At 58.0% G+C, this 18,524-nt stretch carries 19 protein-coding genes; 10 read left to right on the forward strand and 9 right to left on the reverse strand.

The window, feature by feature from the left end; all coding sequences use genetic code 11:
• Window position 1 precedes the first annotated feature (1 nt).
• Window positions 2–931 (reverse strand): LysR family transcriptional regulator, encoded by a 930-nt coding sequence (locus tag ACYVI2_RS09185; protein ID WP_415818850.1) that lies wholly within the window; start codon window positions 929–931, stop codon window positions 2–4.
• Between the two features lie 94 nt (window positions 932–1,025).
• On the opposite strand from ACYVI2_RS09185, the gene ACYVI2_RS09190 reads away from it, so the two are divergent.
• The 7 genes from ACYVI2_RS09190 to ACYVI2_RS09220 all read left to right on the forward strand — a co-directional run bounded on the left by ACYVI2_RS09190 (window position 1,026) and on the right by ACYVI2_RS09220 (window position 8,170).
• On the forward strand, window positions 1,026–1,952 hold the full coding sequence (locus tag ACYVI2_RS09190; RefSeq protein WP_415818851.1) for an MBL fold metallo-hydrolase: 927 nt from the start codon (window positions 1,026–1,028) through the stop codon (window positions 1,950–1,952).
• A gap of 21 nt (window positions 1,953–1,973) precedes the next feature.
• Window positions 1,974–2,996, forward strand: a complete 1,023-nt coding sequence (locus ACYVI2_RS09195) for an alpha/beta hydrolase (protein ID WP_415818852.1) — start codon at window positions 1,974–1,976, stop codon at window positions 2,994–2,996.
• Window positions 2,997–3,063: 67 nt separating this feature from the next.
• Window positions 3,064–3,708, forward strand: coding sequence for a TetR/AcrR family transcriptional regulator (locus ACYVI2_RS09200; RefSeq protein WP_415818853.1), 645 nt, complete (start codon window positions 3,064–3,066; stop codon window positions 3,706–3,708).
• Between the two features lie 197 nt (window positions 3,709–3,905).
• On the forward strand, window positions 3,906–4,811 hold the full coding sequence (locus tag ACYVI2_RS09205; protein WP_415818949.1) for a tripartite tricarboxylate transporter substrate binding protein: 906 nt from the start codon (window positions 3,906–3,908) through the stop codon (window positions 4,809–4,811).
• Between the two features lie 40 nt (window positions 4,812–4,851).
• Window positions 4,852–6,027, forward strand: a complete 1,176-nt coding sequence (locus ACYVI2_RS09210; protein WP_415818854.1) for a Gfo/Idh/MocA family protein — start codon at window positions 4,852–4,854, stop codon at window positions 6,025–6,027.
• 42 nt (window positions 6,028–6,069) lie between these two features.
• On the forward strand, window positions 6,070–7,275 hold the full coding sequence (locus tag ACYVI2_RS09215) for a dihydrodipicolinate synthase family protein (RefSeq protein ID WP_415818855.1): 1,206 nt from the start codon (window positions 6,070–6,072) through the stop codon (window positions 7,273–7,275).
• A gap of 4 nt (window positions 7,276–7,279) precedes the next feature.
• On the forward strand, window positions 7,280–8,170 hold the full coding sequence (locus ACYVI2_RS09220) for a sugar phosphate isomerase/epimerase family protein (RefSeq protein ID WP_415818856.1): 891 nt from the start codon (window positions 7,280–7,282) through the stop codon (window positions 8,168–8,170).
• Between the two features lie 85 nt (window positions 8,171–8,255).
• Here ACYVI2_RS09220 and ACYVI2_RS09225 read toward each other — a convergent pair whose 3' ends face one another.
• Window positions 8,256–8,993, reverse strand: coding sequence for a hypothetical protein (locus ACYVI2_RS09225; RefSeq protein WP_415818857.1), 738 nt, complete (start codon window positions 8,991–8,993; stop codon window positions 8,256–8,258).
• Between the two features lie 195 nt (window positions 8,994–9,188).
• On the opposite strand from ACYVI2_RS09225, the gene ACYVI2_RS09230 reads away from it, so the two are divergent.
• Complete coding sequence (locus ACYVI2_RS09230; protein ID WP_415818858.1) at window positions 9,189–9,905, forward strand: response regulator transcription factor; 717 nt, start codon at window positions 9,189–9,191, stop codon at window positions 9,903–9,905.
• Window positions 9,902–11,272 carry a sensor histidine kinase gene (locus tag ACYVI2_RS09235; protein ID WP_415818859.1) on the forward strand — a complete coding sequence of 457 codons (1,371 nt, stop codon included), beginning with the start codon at window positions 9,902–9,904 and terminating at the stop codon, window positions 11,270–11,272. Before ACYVI2_RS09230 ends, ACYVI2_RS09235 begins: the two co-directional genes overlap by 4 nt.
• Window positions 11,273–11,361: 89 nt before the next feature.
• On the opposite strand, the gene ACYVI2_RS09240 is transcribed toward ACYVI2_RS09235, so the two are convergent.
• From ACYVI2_RS09240 to ACYVI2_RS09260, 5 genes are all read right to left on the reverse strand, one after another.
• On the reverse strand, window positions 11,362–12,882 hold the full coding sequence (locus ACYVI2_RS09240; RefSeq protein WP_415818860.1) for a tripartite tricarboxylate transporter permease: 1,521 nt from the start codon (window positions 12,880–12,882) through the stop codon (window positions 11,362–11,364).
• A gap of 12 nt (window positions 12,883–12,894) precedes the next feature.
• Window positions 12,895–13,344: a tripartite tricarboxylate transporter TctB family protein gene (locus ACYVI2_RS09245; protein ID WP_415818861.1), complete on the reverse strand. Its 450-nt coding sequence runs from the start codon at window positions 13,342–13,344 to the stop codon at window positions 12,895–12,897.
• A 164-nt stretch (window positions 13,345–13,508) separates the two neighbouring features.
• Window positions 13,509–14,021 carry an MgtC/SapB family protein gene (locus ACYVI2_RS09250; protein WP_415818862.1) on the reverse strand — a complete coding sequence of 171 codons (513 nt, stop codon included), beginning with the start codon at window positions 14,019–14,021 and terminating at the stop codon, window positions 13,509–13,511.
• Window positions 14,022–14,129: 108 nt separating this feature from the next.
• Window positions 14,130–15,632 carry a M81 family metallopeptidase gene (locus ACYVI2_RS09255; RefSeq protein ID WP_415818863.1) on the reverse strand — a complete coding sequence of 501 codons (1,503 nt, stop codon included), beginning with the start codon at window positions 15,630–15,632 and terminating at the stop codon, window positions 14,130–14,132.
• Between the two features lie 8 nt (window positions 15,633–15,640).
• Window positions 15,641–16,954, reverse strand: a complete 1,314-nt coding sequence (locus tag ACYVI2_RS09260; protein ID WP_415818864.1) for an MFS transporter — start codon at window positions 16,952–16,954, stop codon at window positions 15,641–15,643.
• Between the two features lie 178 nt (window positions 16,955–17,132).
• Here ACYVI2_RS09260 and ACYVI2_RS09265 point away from each other — a divergent pair, with 178 nt between their 5' ends.
• Window positions 17,133–18,050 carry a LysR family transcriptional regulator gene (locus ACYVI2_RS09265; RefSeq protein WP_460490296.1) on the forward strand — a complete coding sequence of 306 codons (918 nt, stop codon included), beginning with the start codon at window positions 17,133–17,135 and terminating at the stop codon, window positions 18,048–18,050.
• A 48-nt stretch (window positions 18,051–18,098) separates the two neighbouring features.
• Here ACYVI2_RS09265 and ACYVI2_RS09270 read toward each other — a convergent pair whose 3' ends face one another.
• Together ACYVI2_RS09270 and ACYVI2_RS09275 are read right to left on the reverse strand one after the other, a co-directional pair.
• Window positions 18,099–18,203 carry an entericidin A/B family lipoprotein gene (locus ACYVI2_RS09270; protein ID WP_254924430.1) on the reverse strand — a complete coding sequence of 35 codons (105 nt, stop codon included), beginning with the start codon at window positions 18,201–18,203 and terminating at the stop codon, window positions 18,099–18,101.
• A 91-nt stretch (window positions 18,204–18,294) separates the two neighbouring features.
• Window positions 18,295–18,483 carry a CsbD family protein gene (locus ACYVI2_RS09275; protein WP_415818866.1) on the reverse strand — a complete coding sequence of 63 codons (189 nt, stop codon included), beginning with the start codon at window positions 18,481–18,483 and terminating at the stop codon, window positions 18,295–18,297.
• Window positions 18,484–18,524: the final 41 nt, after the last annotated feature.

Consider the following 18,524-nt stretch of genomic DNA (forward strand, 5'->3'; position numbering starts at 1 on the left):
CTCAGTCCAAACGCTGAGATTCTGCTCGTTCACCGACTTCAAGAAAGCGATCTCTGATCCACATGCCAGCAGGATCACTGTGTGCCCGCGGATGCCATGCCATCGCCAGGCGAAATGATGGAATATCAAATGGGAGAGGGATCAAATCCACAAACGCCGCATAGCGCTGCAGCAATTTCTGCGGAAGACTGGCCACGCCATCAGTCTGAGACAGAACAAGTGCCACTTGGTTGTAACTGGGCACAGTAGCGACTACATTTCTCATCGCGCCGAGTCTTGCCAAGACCGTGTCCACAGGAGTGGAGAAGTCTGCACGGGATGAAACAACGATATGGCGTAGAGCGCAATACTCTGCCAAATCCGGTGTACCGGTCCCCCGAGGATGGCCATGACGTTGCGCCAGCACGAAATCGTCGCTGAGCAGAAACCGTGCCTTCAGAGTCTCCGGCACCTTGTCGATATCCCCGAGAAACAAATCGACCTCACGACGCGCCATGCGCTCGACCAGCCCGGCGTCGTCGGCGGGCACGACGGCCATCCGCAACTCCGGATTGCCATAACTCATCACCTCTGCCATTACGTCCAACGCTACGATCGTAAACACGCTGTCATTTGTAGCGACAACAAAGGTTCTTGCCGAGGTATTGGGATCAAACTCATGCGGCTGAGCCACAGCGTCGCGGAGCCTGACAAGAGCATCGGCCAAGCTCGAACGCAATGCAAGCGCCCGCTCAGTCGGCACCATGCCACGCCCCGTTTCCGAAGGCACGAGCAGCGGGTCCTGAAACAGCTCGCGCAGGCGAGACAGATGGCCCGACAAGGTCGGCTGACTGATGTGCAGACGCTGCGCTGCGCGCGTCACGTTCAATTCGTCCAGCAATGTGTCCAACGAGATCAGCAGGTACAACTCCGATCTTTTCATATCGAACATGCCGATACCTCCCATCGAATCTAACAATTAACGGTCATTTGGGTATCGCACTTAAGCTTTCACGAGCGTCAAAGAAAGTGAGCACGGAACGTCCGTGCAGCAACCCGACAAACAGATCCTATTGAATATGCCTCATACAAACAAGACGTACCAGATCGGTGACGTGACCGTCACAAAGATCGAAGAAATGCGGTTGAATGTCGCTCAGCCGTCTTTTCTATTCCCGGACTGGGACGCTGCAGAGCTGGAAAGAAACCTGCACTGGCTCACACCCAGCAACATGGATGCCGCTACTGGAAATCTGATTCAGAGCATCCATACTTGGCTGGTGCGGACCAAACACCATACGATCCTCATCGACACCGGCTCCGGCAACAACAAGGAACGGCCACGAAACACGGTTTTCCATCGATTGCAGACACCTTACCTCCAGCGTCTGGCTGCGGCCGGGGTGAATCCGGAAGAGGTGGACTACGTTCTTCATACGCATCTCCACGTCGATCATGTCGGCTGGAATACAAGACTCGTAGACGGCCGCTGGATTCCTACCTTCCCGAATGCACGCCATGTGTTCTCGCATGCCGAAGAGGACTACTACAGTAGTCCGGCAAGCCATAACGACGTCAACGTGCCAAGTCTGGGCGTTTACGAAGACAGCGTTGCGCCAATTATCGCTTCCGGACAGGCCGACCGTATCAGTAACGACGGCGGTGAATATCTCGATAATTTTATTTTCCGGCCATCAAAGGGACATAGCATCGGGCATATGTCGATTGAGCTGCGCTCCAAAGGAACAGCGGCACTGCTCAGTGGCGACGTCATGCACCATCCATTGCAAGTCATTCGCCCGGACTGGAACTCCGTTTTCTGTGAATGGCCGGATGAGGCACGTGCGTCCCGTCGATGGGCACTCGAATATGCAGCCGATCGCCAGTTGCTTTTTTTCACGCCACATTTCGCGGAGAGTTCTGTTGGCTACGTGACGCGCCGCGGCGATCACTTTGACTGGCGCTATGAATAAGCCACTTTCAGGGAACTCACCATGACCAAAAAATACTCATCCTGCGGAACAGACCTCGTTTTCGAGCAATACCACGTGCCGACCAACGACACAGGTATTGAAATTCACGTACGCAACAAGCGTCCTGCCGCCATGATGCGCTTCCGTGCAGATCGCACCATCGTGATCGTTCATGGCGCGACGTTTTCGTCAGGCAGCCTTTACGATGTTCCATTCAACGGCATGTCTTTCCTCGACTTTCTGGCGGCAGCGGGCTACGACGTCCACGCTCTGGATGTCCGGGGCTACGGACATTCGTCACGCCCATCGGAGATGGAATCGCCTGCAGACGACTCAGCCCCAGTGATCGGGACGGATGTAGGCGTCCACGACTTGGGTGTGGTGGTGGATCACGTTCGCTCGCTTCGTGGCTTGGAGCGTGTCTGCGTGTTCGGCATGTCCTGGGGCGGCACAGTCGCTGGCGCTTATACCAGCCGCAACGCGGATAAAGTTAAGAAACTCGCACTGCTCGCGCCTCAGTGGCTAAGCGACAAGCCGATCCCGATCGATGCGGGAGGTCCATTGAGCGCCTATCGGTTGGTTCCGGTACGGGAAAGCAAGGCTCGCTGGCTGAGCACCGCGCCCGAGTATGGACGCGCTACTTTGATACCGGATGGCTGGTTTGAGCAATGGGCGGACTTTACCCTAGCTGAAGATCCGTGGAGCCAAGAACGTACGCCAAATTTGATGCGTGCGAGCAACGGGCCCATCCAAGACATCCGCGACTATTGGGCCGTTGGTCGCAAGTATTACAACCCCTCAGAAATCTCGGTCCCAGTGCTGCTGATTCATGGCGAATGGGATATCGACGTACCCATCGACCTCGCTCAGGCTTTATTCCTCGAACTGAAGAATGCGACATACCGGAAATGGGTTGAGATTGGGGAAGCCACGCACCTCGTCCTGCTCGAAAAAAATCGCCTCGTCGCGTACAAAGCGATTCGTGATTTCTTCGATGAAGACTATACGCCCGAAGTTGCCGAGAGCTCTCGCAGCAACGGATGATTTCTCGATCTCGGATACTATGACAAACCCTCTTTACATTTTTCCGTAATTCCCCATATAGTTAACAATGCCAGATCCAGCTCCTCCCGAAATCCGCTCTCGCGATGCCGACCGCTCGCAACAGATCATCCTGGATGCTGCGATTGCCGAATTCTCCAGCCATGGCCTGGCTGGAGCGCGCATGGATCGCATTGCCGAACGGGCCGATGTCAACAAACGCCTGATTTACTACTACTTCAAGAGCAAGGACGCACTGTTCCTCGCAGTCCTGGAAAACACGTATGCGCGCATCCGCCAAGCGGAACAGGCACTGCGCCTGCACGACATGCCGCCAGCCCAGGCCATCCGACGCCTCACCGAATTCACCTGGAACTACTACATCGAGCACCCCGAGTTTCTCACGCTGCTCAACAGCGAGAATCTGCATGAGGGGCAACACCTCGCACGCTCCGCAAGGATCAGCGAAATGAATTCTCCGCTAATAGAAACACTGGGTGAAATTCTGGAACGCGGCCGGCGCGAGCAACTCTTTCGCGGGGGCATCGACGCGATGCAGCTCTACGTCTCCATCGCCGGCATGGCCTACTTTTATTTGTCCAATCACTACACGCTGTCGGCAGTATTCGGACGCGACCTGATGACCCCCAAGGCACACCAGGAAAGGCTCTCCCACATCTGCGATGTGGTCCTCGGCTACGTGCTCAGAAACTAGCAAATCACCCCGTTGACAAAAACGGAGCGTGGCCTCTATTATTTTCTTAATTCACCATTTGGTGATTTAAATCGCACCAACACTCGATGCTGATGCGACGCCAAGAGCGAGAAAACAGGAGACCGGTCATGTCCTTGCGCCATCATTTGCTGCGCAGCTTCTTTGCATCGCTGCTGTGCTGCACAACTCTGCCTGCCATGGCGGCCGACTACCCAACTCGACCGATCCGCGTCATCGTGCCGTTCGCCGCCGGCAGCACCGTCGACATCATCGCCCGCGCCATCAGCGACAAAATGGGTGAAAACCTGGGCCAACCTTTCGTGATCGAGAACCGTGGCGGTGCCAGCGGGACCATCGGTCAGCAGGCCGTGGCGAGCGCCGCGCCGGACGGTTACACGCTCCTGCTTCATTCCTCCTCGCACACGGTCAGTCCGTCGACCTTCGCAAAACTGCCCTTCGATACGCTGGCCGATTTTGCGGGCATCACGCCGATCGCCTCGCTGCCCAACGTGCTCGTTGTGTCTCCCGAGAAAGGCTACAAAACCGTGGCCGACCTGCTGGCCGCCGCACGCGCGAATCCCGGCACACTGAATTTCGCCTCAGCCGGTCAAGGCAGCGCTACGCACCTGAATGCCGAAAAGTTCAAAGACGCCGCCAACATCGAGGCAGTGAACATCCCCTTCAAGGGGTCCTCCGAAGCCGTCACCGAAGTATTGGCCGGACGCGTCGATTACTACTTCTCGCCCATCGCCCCAGTCATCGGCCAGATCAAGGAGAAACGCCTGCTGCCGCTGGCTGTAGGCTCGGCCGATCGCTCGGCAGCGCTGCCTGATGTGCCCACTGTGATCGAGGCCGGTGTACCCGGAGCCCAATTCAATTTCTGGATCGGCATGCTGGCGCCGGCGAAAACACCGCGCCCCATCATTGACCAACTGCACGCCGCCGCTGTCCAGGCACTCGAATCGGATGCAGTCAAGGCCCGCTTTCTGGAGCTTGGAGCTCAGGCTTGGACGCTGACACCCGAGCAGTTCGATCAGTACATCGAAAAGGAAATCGCCACCAACGCCGACATCGTCAAGGCGGCCGGCATTTCGGCGCAGTAACGGCGCGCACGCCACCTCTACTACTCGAAGGAAAACCATCATGCCTACGCAGCGGCTTGGAATCATCATGCACGGCGTCACCGGACGCATGGGGATGAACCAACACCTTATCCGTTCCATCGTCGCCATACGTGCCCAAGGCGGCGTGGCGCTGTCCAACGGTGATAAGGTCATGCCCGACCCTATCCTTATCGGTCGCAATGCCGAGAAAATCGAAGCCCTGGCGCGTACGCATGGCATAGAGCGGTGGGGCACCGATCTGGATGCGGCCCTGGCCAACGCGCAGGACACTGTTTTCTTTGATGCCGGCACCACGCAGATGCGCCCCGCGCTGCTCGCCCGCGCCATCCAGGCAGGCAAACACGTCTATTGCGAAAAGCCTATCGCCACCAATCTGAACGAGGCAGTCGAGATCGCGCGACTAGCGCAGCAGGCTGGCCGGGACTACGGGATCAAGCATGGCGCAGTGCAGGACAAGTTGTTCCTGCCGGGCCTGCGCAAGCTAGACATGCTGCGTCGCGCCGGTTTCTTCGGTCGCATGCTGTCGGTACGCCTGGAGTTCGGCTACTGGGTGTTCGAGGGCGACCTGCAACCCATTCAACGGCCAAGCTGGAACTATCGCGCCGAAGACGGCGGCGGCATGATTCTGGATATGATGTGCCATTGGCGATATGTCCTGGATAACCTGTTCGGCGATGTCCAGTCCATCTCATGTCTCGGAACCACGCATATCCCGCAGCGTTGGGACGAGGCTGGCAAGCCCTACCCCTGCACGGCGGACGATGCCGCTTACGCCACAGCGCAATTGCTCGGCCATGGCGGCGAGCCGGTGATCGCGCAGTTGAACATGAGCTGGGCCACTCGAGTGCGCCGCGACGACCTGGTGACTTTCCACGTCGACGGCACACACGGATCTGCTGTAGCCGGCCTGTCTGACTGCCGCGCCCAATCACATGTCGCCACACCTCGCCCGGTCTGGAATCCAGACGTCAAACAATCGATGAACTTCTTTGACCAGTGGCAGGAGATTCCCGACTCATCGGTCTACGACAACGGCTTCAAGGTTCAGTGGGAACACTTCATCCGCCATGTCGTCGAAGACGCACCTTACACCTGGACGCTGCCCGAAGGGGCCAAGGGAGTGCAACTGGTGGAGGCCGCGCTGCAAAGCTGGCGCGACCGGCGCTGGGTCGATCTCGAACCGCTTTCGATCTAACCGCCACAGGCCCCGCCTGCGCCGCTCTCTTCAGGAGTTCACATGGCATTGACATTATCCCTTCCCGTCTCGGAAAGGACGCCGCTTGCGCCCTACACCTTGCGCGGAATCGTGCCTGCACGCCCGTCAACAGTCTCTTTCGACCGCATTGCCTACTCGGCCGCCCATGTCGTGGCCGACCCGCTAACAACCCGCGACCCCTGGGTGCACGCCGTTATCGACTGGGATGCCACCATCGCCTATCGGCAACATCTCTGGTCGCTGGGATTGGGTGTCGCCGAAGCCATGGACACTGCGCAGCGCGGCATGGGGCTGGATTGGCCTACCTCGCTGGAACTGATCCGCCGATCGCTGGACGCAGCGCACGACGTGCCGGGCGCGCTGGTGGCCAGCGGTTGCGGCACCGACCACCTCGCCCCCGAGGACGCGACCAGCGTGGACGACGTCATCCATGCCTATGAGGAACAGATGGCGGCGATCGAAAAACTGGGTGGCCGGATCATCCTCATGGCAAGCCGTGCACTGGCCCGGGTGGCCCGTTCGCCCGACGACTACACCCGCGTTTATGGACGCCTGCTCGAACAAGCTCGCGAACCTGTGATCCTGCACTGGCTGGGCGACATGTTCGATCCCGCGTTGGCCGGCTACTGGGGCACGGAAAATCTGGATCAGGCAACACAGACCGCACTGGACATCATCTCCGCACACGCCAGCAAGGTCGATGGCATCAAGATTTCACTACTTGACGCGCAGCGGGAAATCGCCATGCGCAGGCGCCTGCCCATGCACGGCGGCAACGACGGCAAAGGCGTACGGATGTATACCGGCGACGACTTCAATTATGCCCAGCTCATTGCAGGCGACAGCTATGGCGATCATCCACGCCACGACCGCAGCGACGCGCTGCTGGGCATTTTCGACGCCATCGCCCCCGTTGCCAGCGCCGCTCTCGGTGAGCTGGCGCAGGGCAATGCCGAGCGCTTCCACGCACTGATGGGTCCGACGGTCCCACTATCGCGGCATATCTTCCAGGCGCCCACACGCTTTTACAAGACAGGGATCGTGTTCATGGCCTGGCTCAATGGACACCAGGATCACTTCACGATGGTCGGCGCCCAACAGGGTGCGCGATCGGTGCTGCACCTAGCCGAACTATTCCGGCTCGCCGACCAAGCGGGGCTGTTGGAACAACCGGAGCTGGCAGTGCGCCGCATGCGCACCCTGCTCGCATTGCACGGCATCGAGTAACGGCATGCGCGACTTCTCGAACGACCATTCCTGGCTCTCCGTCAACACCGCAACAGTCCGCAAGCAGGAAGGTGTAGAGACGCCTCTGCCGCGGATCATCGAACAATGCGCCGCACGCGGCATACGCGCGATCAGCCCATGGCGGGATCAGGTCGCCGCGGCTGGTCTATCCGAAATCCGAGCTCAATTACGGAATACCGGCATTGCCTTATCGGGTTATTGCCGGGGCGGCTTTTTCACCGGCTCGACGGCTCAATCGCGACAGGCAGCGCTGGATGACAACCGCCGCGCCATGGACGAGGCCAAGGCACTGGATGCGCCCTGCCTGGTGCTTGTGGTGGGCGCGTTGCCAGGCGCCTTGGAGGGCTCACCACACTACAAGGACATTGCTCGGGCACGAAACGAGGTGCGCGACGGTATCGCCGCATCGCTCGCGTATGCGCGAGAGATCGGTATGCCGCTGGCCATCGAGCCGCTACACCCTATGCAGGCGGCCGACCGCGCCTGCATCAATACTCTGGCGCATGCGCTGGACCTGTGCGACGAGCTCGATCCAGCCGACGATCACACGGTCCCTGCCATGCTTGGCGTCGCCGTGGATGTCTATCACGTCTGGTGGGATCCGGCGTTGCAAAACCAGATCGCGCGCGCCGGCAAGCGGCGGCTCATGGCCTATCATGTCTGCGACTGGCGACTGCCTACGCGTCACCTGCTGTCGGACCGTGCCATGATGGGCGACGGCGTCATCGAGCTGCGCAAGATACGCGGATGGGTAGAGGCGGCGGGCTACGCTGGATACAGCGAAGTCGAGATTTTTTCCGATATGGACTGGTGGCGACGGCCCGGTGGAGAAGTGCTCGATGTTTGCATCGAACGGCACCGCGCGGTTGTCTAGGCTTGCCGTTTGGGTTCGCAAAAAAGTGATGCCATTGCCATTCGTCGGTTCCAAAATAGCGAAGGTTCCTACAATCAGCAGTCTATCAATCTATGGACATATGACTCATGTTCCTCGGCCGTGTTTCGGTCCTCACCGCAGCCGATGTGATTGACCAGTTTGCGTGAGATACCCTGGCACGACTGATTCGCTGCACAAGATCCGAAACCAATTCAAAGAACCGGGTTGGCACCTTCGGAGATACGAGAACACTCGTCAGCAGCGTTCTCAAATCAACAGGCAACCGTAGCACTGAGTGTTGATCATCCTCTACAGTGTGATTGCGCGACCACAATGTCACCGTCAGCGTGCCGTCGTCAGATACCGGCATGACTGTGGAGCGCACTGACCGCCGTTGCCCCGGAGCACCGGCGAAGCGTGAGGTACGATTCAAAAACGCTTCCATGCCTGCGCTGAGAAATAATGATTCTGATAATGCACGAATAGTCGAAACGATATAGATGGGTGGTGCAAACGCATCGTCACCACCCCAATCTATAGAGAGCTCGTGCTCCAGCAGGTCCCATGACTGATATCCGATGGCGCTCGAGGCAGCAGACGCCTGGACAGACGTTCTATTCGGAAAACTCGAGATGCTCGTTGCAGCCATGTCAGCCATCACTTTTTTATTTATGATGGCAGAACGTAATGAAGCAAACCGAATACTAGCCAATGGGTTGAAAGGGGATCTCCCATACGTCATGAGTTCAACCAGCTCGTAGAAACTTATCGGCTTACAAATGAGTTGGTCTTGATCCAGACTGGGGCTGACATGAATACTCACTACGCAACCTTCTTAAGGCAAGGAAATAACTTGGGGTATGCTGAATGATCTTAGTCAAAACCAGCCCTGAGCGTATTACGCTTGCCTTACCATTTAGTCAGGAAAAAGGCTGATATAGGGTGCCAACGTCGTTACTGACTCAGTCGATAAGGGTCGCGGTGACGGACGAAGGCAGCCGAAGCATTGGAAATAACTATGTGGCAGTGTCTTATCATTGAGGACGACCGGGAAAACGCTCGTTATCTCGCCAATGGCCTGACGGAGCTCGGGCACATGGTCAGCGTTAGCAGGGATGGAGTGAGTGGCCTTGAAAATGCCATGAAGGAAAAGTGGGACATCATCATTCTGGACCGCATATTGCCCAATCATATCGATGGCCTTTCAATACTATCCACCCTGCGAGCATTAGGGAAAAAGACGCCGGTCTTGGTGCTGAGCGCGCTGTCGGCGGTTGACGATCGGGTTGATGGTCTAAGAGCAGGAGGCGATGACTATCTGGTCAAGCCTTTCTCCTTTTCTGAACTCGTCGCTCGAATGGATGCCTTAGTCAGGCGCACGCGCCCCGACCATCTGGAAGTCAAACAACTGCGCGTTGCAGATTTGACGGTCAATGTCGCTACCCAGAAAGTGCACCGTGCCGGCCAATCGATTGCCTTGCAACCGCAGGAATTCCGTTTATTGGTCTATCTCATGCTCAATATGCACAGGATCGTGACACGAACGATGTTGCTTGAAACGATTTGGGGATACACCTTTGATCCGCAGTCGAATGTTATTGATGTTCAGGTCAGCAGATTGCGCCGCAAGATAGATTCCAATTCCGCCACCCCGCTGATTCACACGATACGCGGCGCGGGATACACGATCTCTGACAAGCCAGATCTCCACGATAGAAAACTCGCAGAAGAATGACGTATTTTTTTCGACGCCTGTGGAACTCCATTTCCTTTCGCCTGACGTTGAACTATGGGTTGCTGGCGATTTTGACGACGTTGATATTGATCGTATTCATATATGTTCAATTTATTGGAGCATTGCGCACTGAGTATGCGCGACAAATAACAGCGACAGCACAACGCCTTATTGTGACTTATGAGGAGGGTAGCCGTGTCGCTCTGATATCGGCGATTGAACTGACGCTGTCGGATCGCATCGACTCGCCCCGAGAGATCTATTTGCTACTTGATAAAGATGGTCGGAAACTCGCCGGAAATCTCGCAGATACCCCATCACTCAAAGCAACATCTACCGAAGTCTTTGACGCCGAGGTGATTCAAGACGGCACGCCTACGCGAGGTCGTCTAAAAGTCCAAATCCTGGCCAATGGAGAAACGCTAGTCGTAGGCCAGGATCTGAGCGAGATTAGCGACATCACGGCATTGATTGGTCGGGCTACGGCAGCAGCGATTTTTTTGGCGGTACTGCTGGTGCTGCTGGGAACGTACCTCTTCAGAAGAGAATTAGCGTACCGCGTTAGCCACATCCGCCGAACCACGCAGCAAATCGGTGCGGGCCAACTCTCCAAACGTATCTCTCCTCCGACACGCGAAGACGAGTTCACGCTGCTTAATCGCGACATCAACACGATGCTGGATAGGATCGAACTCTTGATGAAGAGCGCCAGGCACATCTCGGACACCATTGCACATAATCTTCGTACTCCGCTGACTCGCATTGTTGGCGGATTACGCGCAGCGCAACGGCCGGACGTACCTGTGACTGAAGTGCTGGAGGCGAATCAACGTGCAATAGAAGGCATCGAGAGTCTAAATGTCTTGCTGGAAAAACTCTTGCAAATAGCCGAGATGGAGGCAGGCATACAACGTCGTTCGTTTAAGCCTTGCGAGTTGAACGTCATCGTCACCGACGTAATGGAGATGTACGAGGCGTTAGCGGAAGACAAAGGGATTGCGTTACACCGCAAGGACCTGGATAACGTCACGCTGACTGGCGATGTCAATCTGCTCGCCAGTGCGCTCGCTAATCTGCTCGACAATGCGATTAAGTATGCCACCAGTCAGGTAGTGGTCAACGTAATCAAGCAAGGGAATACGGGGCTCGTTACGATCGAGGACGATGGGCCTGGGCTGCCCGCTACCGAGTATGAGCACCTGGGCAAACACTTCTACCGATCAGATCCATCCTCGGAAGGCCATGGTTTGGGCTTGACCAGCGTAATGAATATTGTCGGTTTGCACGGCGGTACGCTCTCTTTTGCCAATGCTCAGCCAGGCCTGCGAGTCATCTTGTCACTGCCTCTGAATTCAACACACAGTTGACACTGCGAGGGCCATCAGAACGCCCTTATCGTCGGATAGAGGCAGTGACTTACACAATTGCCGCCGGTCCCAAGGGGGGCCGGCTTACGTCAAGCTGCTTTCGGGGTTGAGTCGGAGAGCGCCACGGCCGACCGCTGGCGCAGGCTGCTCCACACGCCCCACACCAGCAAGACTGCCGTCAGGGCCAGCACCCACATGCTGATCGGACGTTCGATGAAAGTCTGGAAGCTACCTCGCGAGAGCAGCATGGCACGCCGGAAATTCTCTTCCAGCATCGGGCCAAGCACATAGCCGAGCAACAGCGGGGCAGGCTCGAAGTCGAGCACCCGCAGCACATAGCCGGCAATGCCGAACAGCAGCACAAGGTAGACGTCGAAGACATTATTGTTGACGCCATAGACGCCGATGCAGACGAACATCACGATCGCCGGATAGAGGATGTGATACGGAATCGTCAGCACACGGATCCACATACCGATCATCGGCACGTTCAAAATCACCAGGACGATATTGCCGATCCAGAAGCTCATCACCAGGCCCCAGAACATGGCAGGTTGCTCGGTGAGCATTTGCGGGCCGGGCTGGATGCCATGGATCATCATCGCACCGATGATCAACGCCATCGTCACACTGCCGGGGATACCAAGCGTCAGCGTCGGAATGAAGGAGGCCATGTCGGACGCACTGTTGGCGGTCTCCGGCGCCATGATGCCCTCGATGGTTCCCTTGCCGAAGCGCTCCGGCGTTTTTGAGACCCGTTTCTCGACTGCGTAGGCCATGTAGGCTGCCACAGTGGGGCCTACGCCAGGCAGCACGCCCAACCATGCCCCTATGCCCGATCCGCGCGCCATCCCTCCCCACGAGCGCTTGACCTCGTCACGCGTCGGGAGCATGCTCTTCATGGATACGTCCATTTTGCTGTCAGCCGCCTTCACATGATTAATGCTGGCGATGATCTCGGTAATGCCAAACAGCCCCATGGCCAGTGCGACGATGCCCACCCCGTCTTGCAACTCGGGAAAACCGAAGTCGAAGCGCGACACACCCGAATTGACGTCGGTGCCGACCAGACCCAGCAGCACACCGCCTACGACCATGGTGATGCCCTTGATTGCTGAACCGGACGACACGACAGAAGCCGCCACCAGGCCCAGCACCATGATCGCAAAGTACTCGGCCGGGCCGAACTTGAACGCGATGTTGGCAATAGGCTCGGAGAACAGCGTCAACAAGGCGATACCCACGCTGGCCCCGACAAAGGAGGCAATGGTCGTCATGAGCAGCGCCACGCCGCCCCGACCTTGTTTGGCCATCGGAAACCCGTCCAGGCAGGTCACGGCGTTGGCCGGTGTTCCCGGAAGATTCAGCAGAATCGAGGCAGTCGACCCGCCATAGGTACTGCCATACCAGATGCCGGACAGCATGATCAGCGCGGCGGTCGGCTCCAGGTGGTAGGTGATAGGGAACAGCAGCGACATGGTCGCCAGCGTTCCGACGCCCGGTATTACGCCGATCAGCGTGCCCAGTGCTACGCCGATAACACACCAAAGAAGATTGTTCCAGGCGAGCGCGGTTGACAGACCAAGGACGAGGTTGCCAAGTAATTCCATTTTTACTCTCTCCTACCAGGGCCAGGCGAAGACCGGCACAATCAGGCCCAGGGCTACCTTGAAGAGCAAGGTCGCGCCGACGGCAACGCCCACGGCAAGAATCAGCGACCCCTTCCAGGACAGTTTGCAATCCGAAATACCGGCCAGAATAGTCTGCCCGATGATTGCGGGAATCAGGCCGAACGGAACAAGCAGCAACGCAAATGCGAGCGTTGACAGACTGATCCAGAGCAGCGGTCGCCATTCGAATGTGGGCACGGGCCCTGCACGCAGCAGTGCGGGGATCAGTATTGCGAGCCCGCACAACGCCAGCACGCCGCCGACGAGGGCGGGAAAATAGCCGGGCCCCATCCGGTCGGACGTGCCGAGGGTGAATGAGGTCAATGAATGGTACATGGCTGCAGCCCCGGCAACCGTGATCAATCCGCCCCCGAGCAAGTCGCGGTAGTCGACTCGACGCATGTAGTTGTCTCCTTGGAATTTATCGAGTTCAGCTCCGCTCCAGTGCGCGAAACTGCGGACCCGAATTATCCGTTTGGGCGACCCCTATGCGTCAAATGAGCTTTTCATTACTTTTTGGTCATGTAGTGGTTCTAGGTATCGGCGTCGACGTCTTGCTACCCTCGCTACTGATCCTCAGAGCGAGGCGCAGGGGTGTCGTTCTTGGGTATCTTTTTCTCGAACCGATTGACGACCGCCAAAACAAATAAGGCGATCAGAGTACTGGCCACGGCGGTGGCTTCGCGGCCATATCCCGCGGCAACACCAATGGCGGCGACAATCCAGATGCTGGCTGCCGTTGTCAAACCTTTGACGACGCGATCATTTTCCTGCTTGAGGATGGCGCCTGCGCCGAGAAAGCCCACCCCTGCAATCACGCCCTGCATTACCCGGCTCATATCGGCAACCTGCATTCCACTGGCGCTAGGAACCAGAACGAAAATGGCTGCGCCTAGAGACACCAGCATATGGGTTCGCAAACCGGCGTCCTTTCCTTTCATTTCGCGCTCATAGCCGATTGCCGCACCCAGAATGACGGCCAGGCCCAGCCGAAGCACTATCACCGTCGCTTCTTTAATGTCCGCGATATCGGAAAACTCGCTCACCACCGTTAGCCAAATATCGTTCAACGTCGACATGATGGCTCCTTAGCGCAGGAAGTTGTTTGCCCTAGTGTAGGGTCCTCCGCTATGGAAATCTATTGCCGGTCACGATGCCGGCCACGGAAATCCGCAGCCATGCTGCATTCAGGACTGCGGCGGCACGAATGGTTCGCCCATCGGGCGCATGCGCATTCCCGGCGCCAAGCGTGTCCAGGGCAAGTCAGCACTGTCGGCCTTCATGGGACCGGGCGCCTTCGCCACCAGGACATCTTCAGCTATAGGCTGGAAATCAGCTCGGAAATGCACCGAGCTTTTCACCACCAAGATTTTCATCTGTTCCGGTTGCACGTTACCCGTACGGAATAGATTCCGGTCCAGCATTTGTGATTTACCTGCACTGACCACCACGCGGATTCCGCCCAGGCGCAAGCAGGCGACCGGCCCCACGTCGGCTTGGACGCCGTGCATCATGGGGCCGTCGAAACGGCATTTGCCGTCGCCAATGTACTCGACGTCGAACTCGCCATTCACGGGCTCGTCTCCCGGTATCCGCGACTTGCCACCCAAGGACAGGGTGACCCGGTTACCCACTCCCGCCTGCACTGCCTGCTGTACGGCTTGCGGATCCCATAACAGGCCCAGCGCGGCATCTTGTGCATCGGCTTCGATCAGCGCGCGCAGCATGCCTGTCGTATTCGAGTCTCCCCCTGCTCCCGGATTGTCCTGCGTATCGGCAATGATCACTGGTCGGCCGGCATCCCTCGCCAGGACCTGGGCTTGGCGTACGGCCTCGGACGGCTCCAGAAAAGGGACGGCCCATAGCGGCTCAGCCTGTAGCACGGCGTCATGCAATGCCTGCACGGCCTGCTCTACCGCATCGGGATCTCTACCATGTCCCCACACCACCGGCCCGCATTCCGGAAAGTCTGCCGCGGGAAAGCCCGGCGTAAACGACAGGGATGCCAGGCCGAACCGGTCTTCCAGCGATGCCAGCGTGGCGTATATGGATTTTGCTGGCTCCAGCATGGAGCACATTCCATTGATCGGGATCAAGAATGGCAAGCGCAACGACCGCGTGTGCAACGTGCTGTCCGGCTGCAATAGATCTTCGAGCAACCGATACGCGCGAGCGCCCGTGTCGGCCATGTCCACATGCGGATAGGTGCGAAAGGCAGTCATGCCACTCGCGTGACGCAACATTGCCGTTGTCACGTTGGCATGCAGGTCCAGGCTGGCCACGATCGGCACGCGGTTGCCAACGCGGGCACGCAGGCGCGACAGCAGTTCTCCCTCGCCGTCATCGGCGTCGACGGTGACCATGGCGCCGTGCAGGTCCAGGTAAATCGCATCGTACTCGCGATGGTCCACGGCATCGATAATCTCGGCCGCAATACGTTCATAGGCTTGCCGCGTGACGTGTGCCGCGGGACTGGCGGCGGTCCAGATGACCGGTTCGATCTGGTGCCCGGCGGCTTGCGCGGCGCGGATGAAGCCTCCCGCCGGTATGTTGATATCGGCGAAAGCCAGCAAATCCGCGCCCCGCGTCATGGCGGGAAAGCCTTCGCCGCGCTCGAAGTTTGCGTAGTCGGTCTGCGTGGGTGCAAAAGTATTGGTCTCATGTTGGAAACCAGCGACGAGAATTTTCATGGCAGTATTCAACCTTGCATGCGAGCGTGGCGGGTAAACAGTATGGGCAGGACACCGACGACGAGCAGTGCGGCGATGACGTACAGACCGGCGCTCAACGACTGGGTCGACGTTTTGATCCAGCCTATCAATGTGGGGCTGGCAAAACCGCCCAGCAGGCCTATGCTGTTGATCAGCGCGATGCCCCCGGCTGCCGCCGGACCTTTCAAGTGTTGCGACGGGATCGCCCAGAATACGGTGTAGGCCGCCCACATCAAGGCGGTCGCTAGCGACAGCATCGTCATCGACAATAGAAAATGATCGGGTACCAACAGAGCGCCGACCAGAAGGACGCCGGCGAGAATGGCTGGCGCAGTCACGTGCCAACGCCGTTCTTGCCGCCGGTCCGAGCGGCGCGACAGGACGAACATGGCCGCGATGGCGGCGATGTACGGGATTGCCGACCAGATGCCGATTTGCATGGTGTCGTGCAGGCCCGACTGCTGCAACAAGGTCGGCAACCAGAAACTGACCGCGTACAGGCCGCTGATGAGGCAGAAATACGGGATGGCCAATGCATAGATGCCGGGATCTTTCAGCACGTCCTTGAATGCATGCGTCGCGTGTGCGGCCTGCCGCGTCTGCAGGTCGGCCGCCAGCAAATCACGTTCTTGCGGCGACAGCCAATGGGCTTTTTCCGGCTTGTCAGCCAGGCATATGAAGGCCACAATCCCCAACAGCACACAGGGCAGGCCCTCCAGCAGAAACATCCATTGCCAGCCGTCTAGCCCATGCGCACCGCTAAAGCGCGTCATGATCCAGGCGGACACCGGTCCACCCAGCATGCCACCCAGCGGGCCGGCACACATCACGACTGCCATGACACCCGCCATGCGCCGGGTAGAGTACCAATAGGTCAGGAAGAAGATCATGCCGGGTGCGAAGCCGGCCTCAAATACGCCCAGCAGGAAGCGCAGCGCGTAAAAGCTGTACTCGCCCTGCACGAACAGCATGCTGGCCGAGGTCAGCCCCCACAGAATCATGATGCGGCAGATTGTTTTGCGCGCGCCGATACGCACCAGCAGCAGATTGCTGGGCACCTCGAACAGCACATATCCCAGAAAGAAGATACCCGCCCCCAGTCCGTAGACCGCATCGGAAATGCCGACGTCGGCCTGCATCTGCAGCTTGGCAAAGCCGATGTTGACGCGATCCAGATAGGCAAAGGTGTAGCAGAGAACGAGTAGCGGCAGCAGGCGCCAATTGATCTTGCGATAGATGGAGGACAGGTCCGCAGACGCGTATACGTCGCGGGTTCCTGGCAACGAGGCGCCATGGTTCATGCGAGTTTTCCCTATGTATTGTGGTAGTGGTTGTGCAAGTTCCAGGGGCGATCTTCGCAGACCCGAGTGTTGTAGACAATGCACTGGTTATCACTTATCGTTCGCTTTTAGGCAACAATCATGCTGCGACGGTACCTGGCGGCAGGCAGCAGCCGTCAGACATCGACAGGCGAGCACAATGAACGAATTGAATCAGGCGCGTTTGCGCTACATGCACGAAGTCATCGTCTGCGGATCAATACGTGGTGCCGCTGAAAAGCTGGATATGTCACCGTCCGTGATCAGCAGACAGATCCAGCTGCTGGAGAAAGAGGTCGGCCTGCCGCTGTTCGAGCGCCGAGCGCGCGGATTGGCGCCGACCGAAGCTGCCGAAATGCTGGAGGAATTCCTCCGAGGCTATCGTGCCCAGCACGAGCACCTGGAAGACAGGCTGCACGCCCTGCGGGGCATGCGACGCGGACGTATCGAGATCAGCCTCAGTGAAGGCATGATAGAAGCGTTGATGACGCATGCGCTGGCGCCCTATTGTCAGGAGTTTCCCGATATACGCATAGGCATCAATACTGCATCGGTCGACGAGGTGGTAGAGGCCGTACGCAGTGACCGTGTACACATCGGCCTGGCGTTCAATCCACCGCAACATCCCGAGGTACGAGTGCGCGCGAAGCAGCGTATCCCCGTGGGCGCGCTAGTACGCGCCGATCATCCGCTGGCGCGGCGTCGCAGGGCGATCTCGATCAAGGAACTGCTACAGCATCCCTTGGCGCTGATGACGGCGCCTTACGGACTGCGGCGCATGGTCGACATGCTGGAATTCACCGAGAAGATTCATATATCGCCCGCCTTGACGACGAATTCGCTAGGCGTGCTGCGGCACTATGCCTTGAGCGGCGCGGGCGTCGTGCTTATGGCTGACCTGGGCGTCACACATGACGTGGCCAATGGATCATTGGTATTGGTGCCCATCGACCATCCCGTGCTGCATCAGGCCGAGATGCAACTGATGGTGCGATTGGGCCGACCGCTGTCGACAGCGGCGGCCGAACTACTGCGTCGTATCGAGTCGCGCTTGCCGCTCTTTACTGGGCGGATTTAGACGCGACCCACTCATAGTGGGTCGCTTCTCGAGCTTGCAAGTCGACCCTTATCGGGCCTGCTCCTGGATCTTTTCACCACCGCGCTCGATATCCTTGCCTGCCCCGTGCATCGTGTTGCAACCCGCCATCAAGCCCGTCAGCAGCAGTGTCATCGCCAGGGCCAATGTTTTGCTTTTCATGGTGTGTCCTTTTCGAATCCCGCTTATTTGCCAAAATGCGTCTTGGCATCGGCTTCGAACTTAATTACTTTTTGTCTTTGAATGCATCGCGAACCTCGTCCTTGGCTTCGCCGACATTGCGCTGGACTTTACCGACTGTCTTTTCAACCTTACCCTCGGCCTCGGTCTGGCGATTGCCAGTCACCTTGCCCACAGCTTCCTTAATATTGCCTTTGACTTCCTTAGCTGCGCCTTTGATGCGATCGTTATCCATAACGGTCTCCCTATTCGTGCATTGAAGAAGTACCCGGCAGC

The organism is Bordetella tumbae, assembly GCF_054780995.1.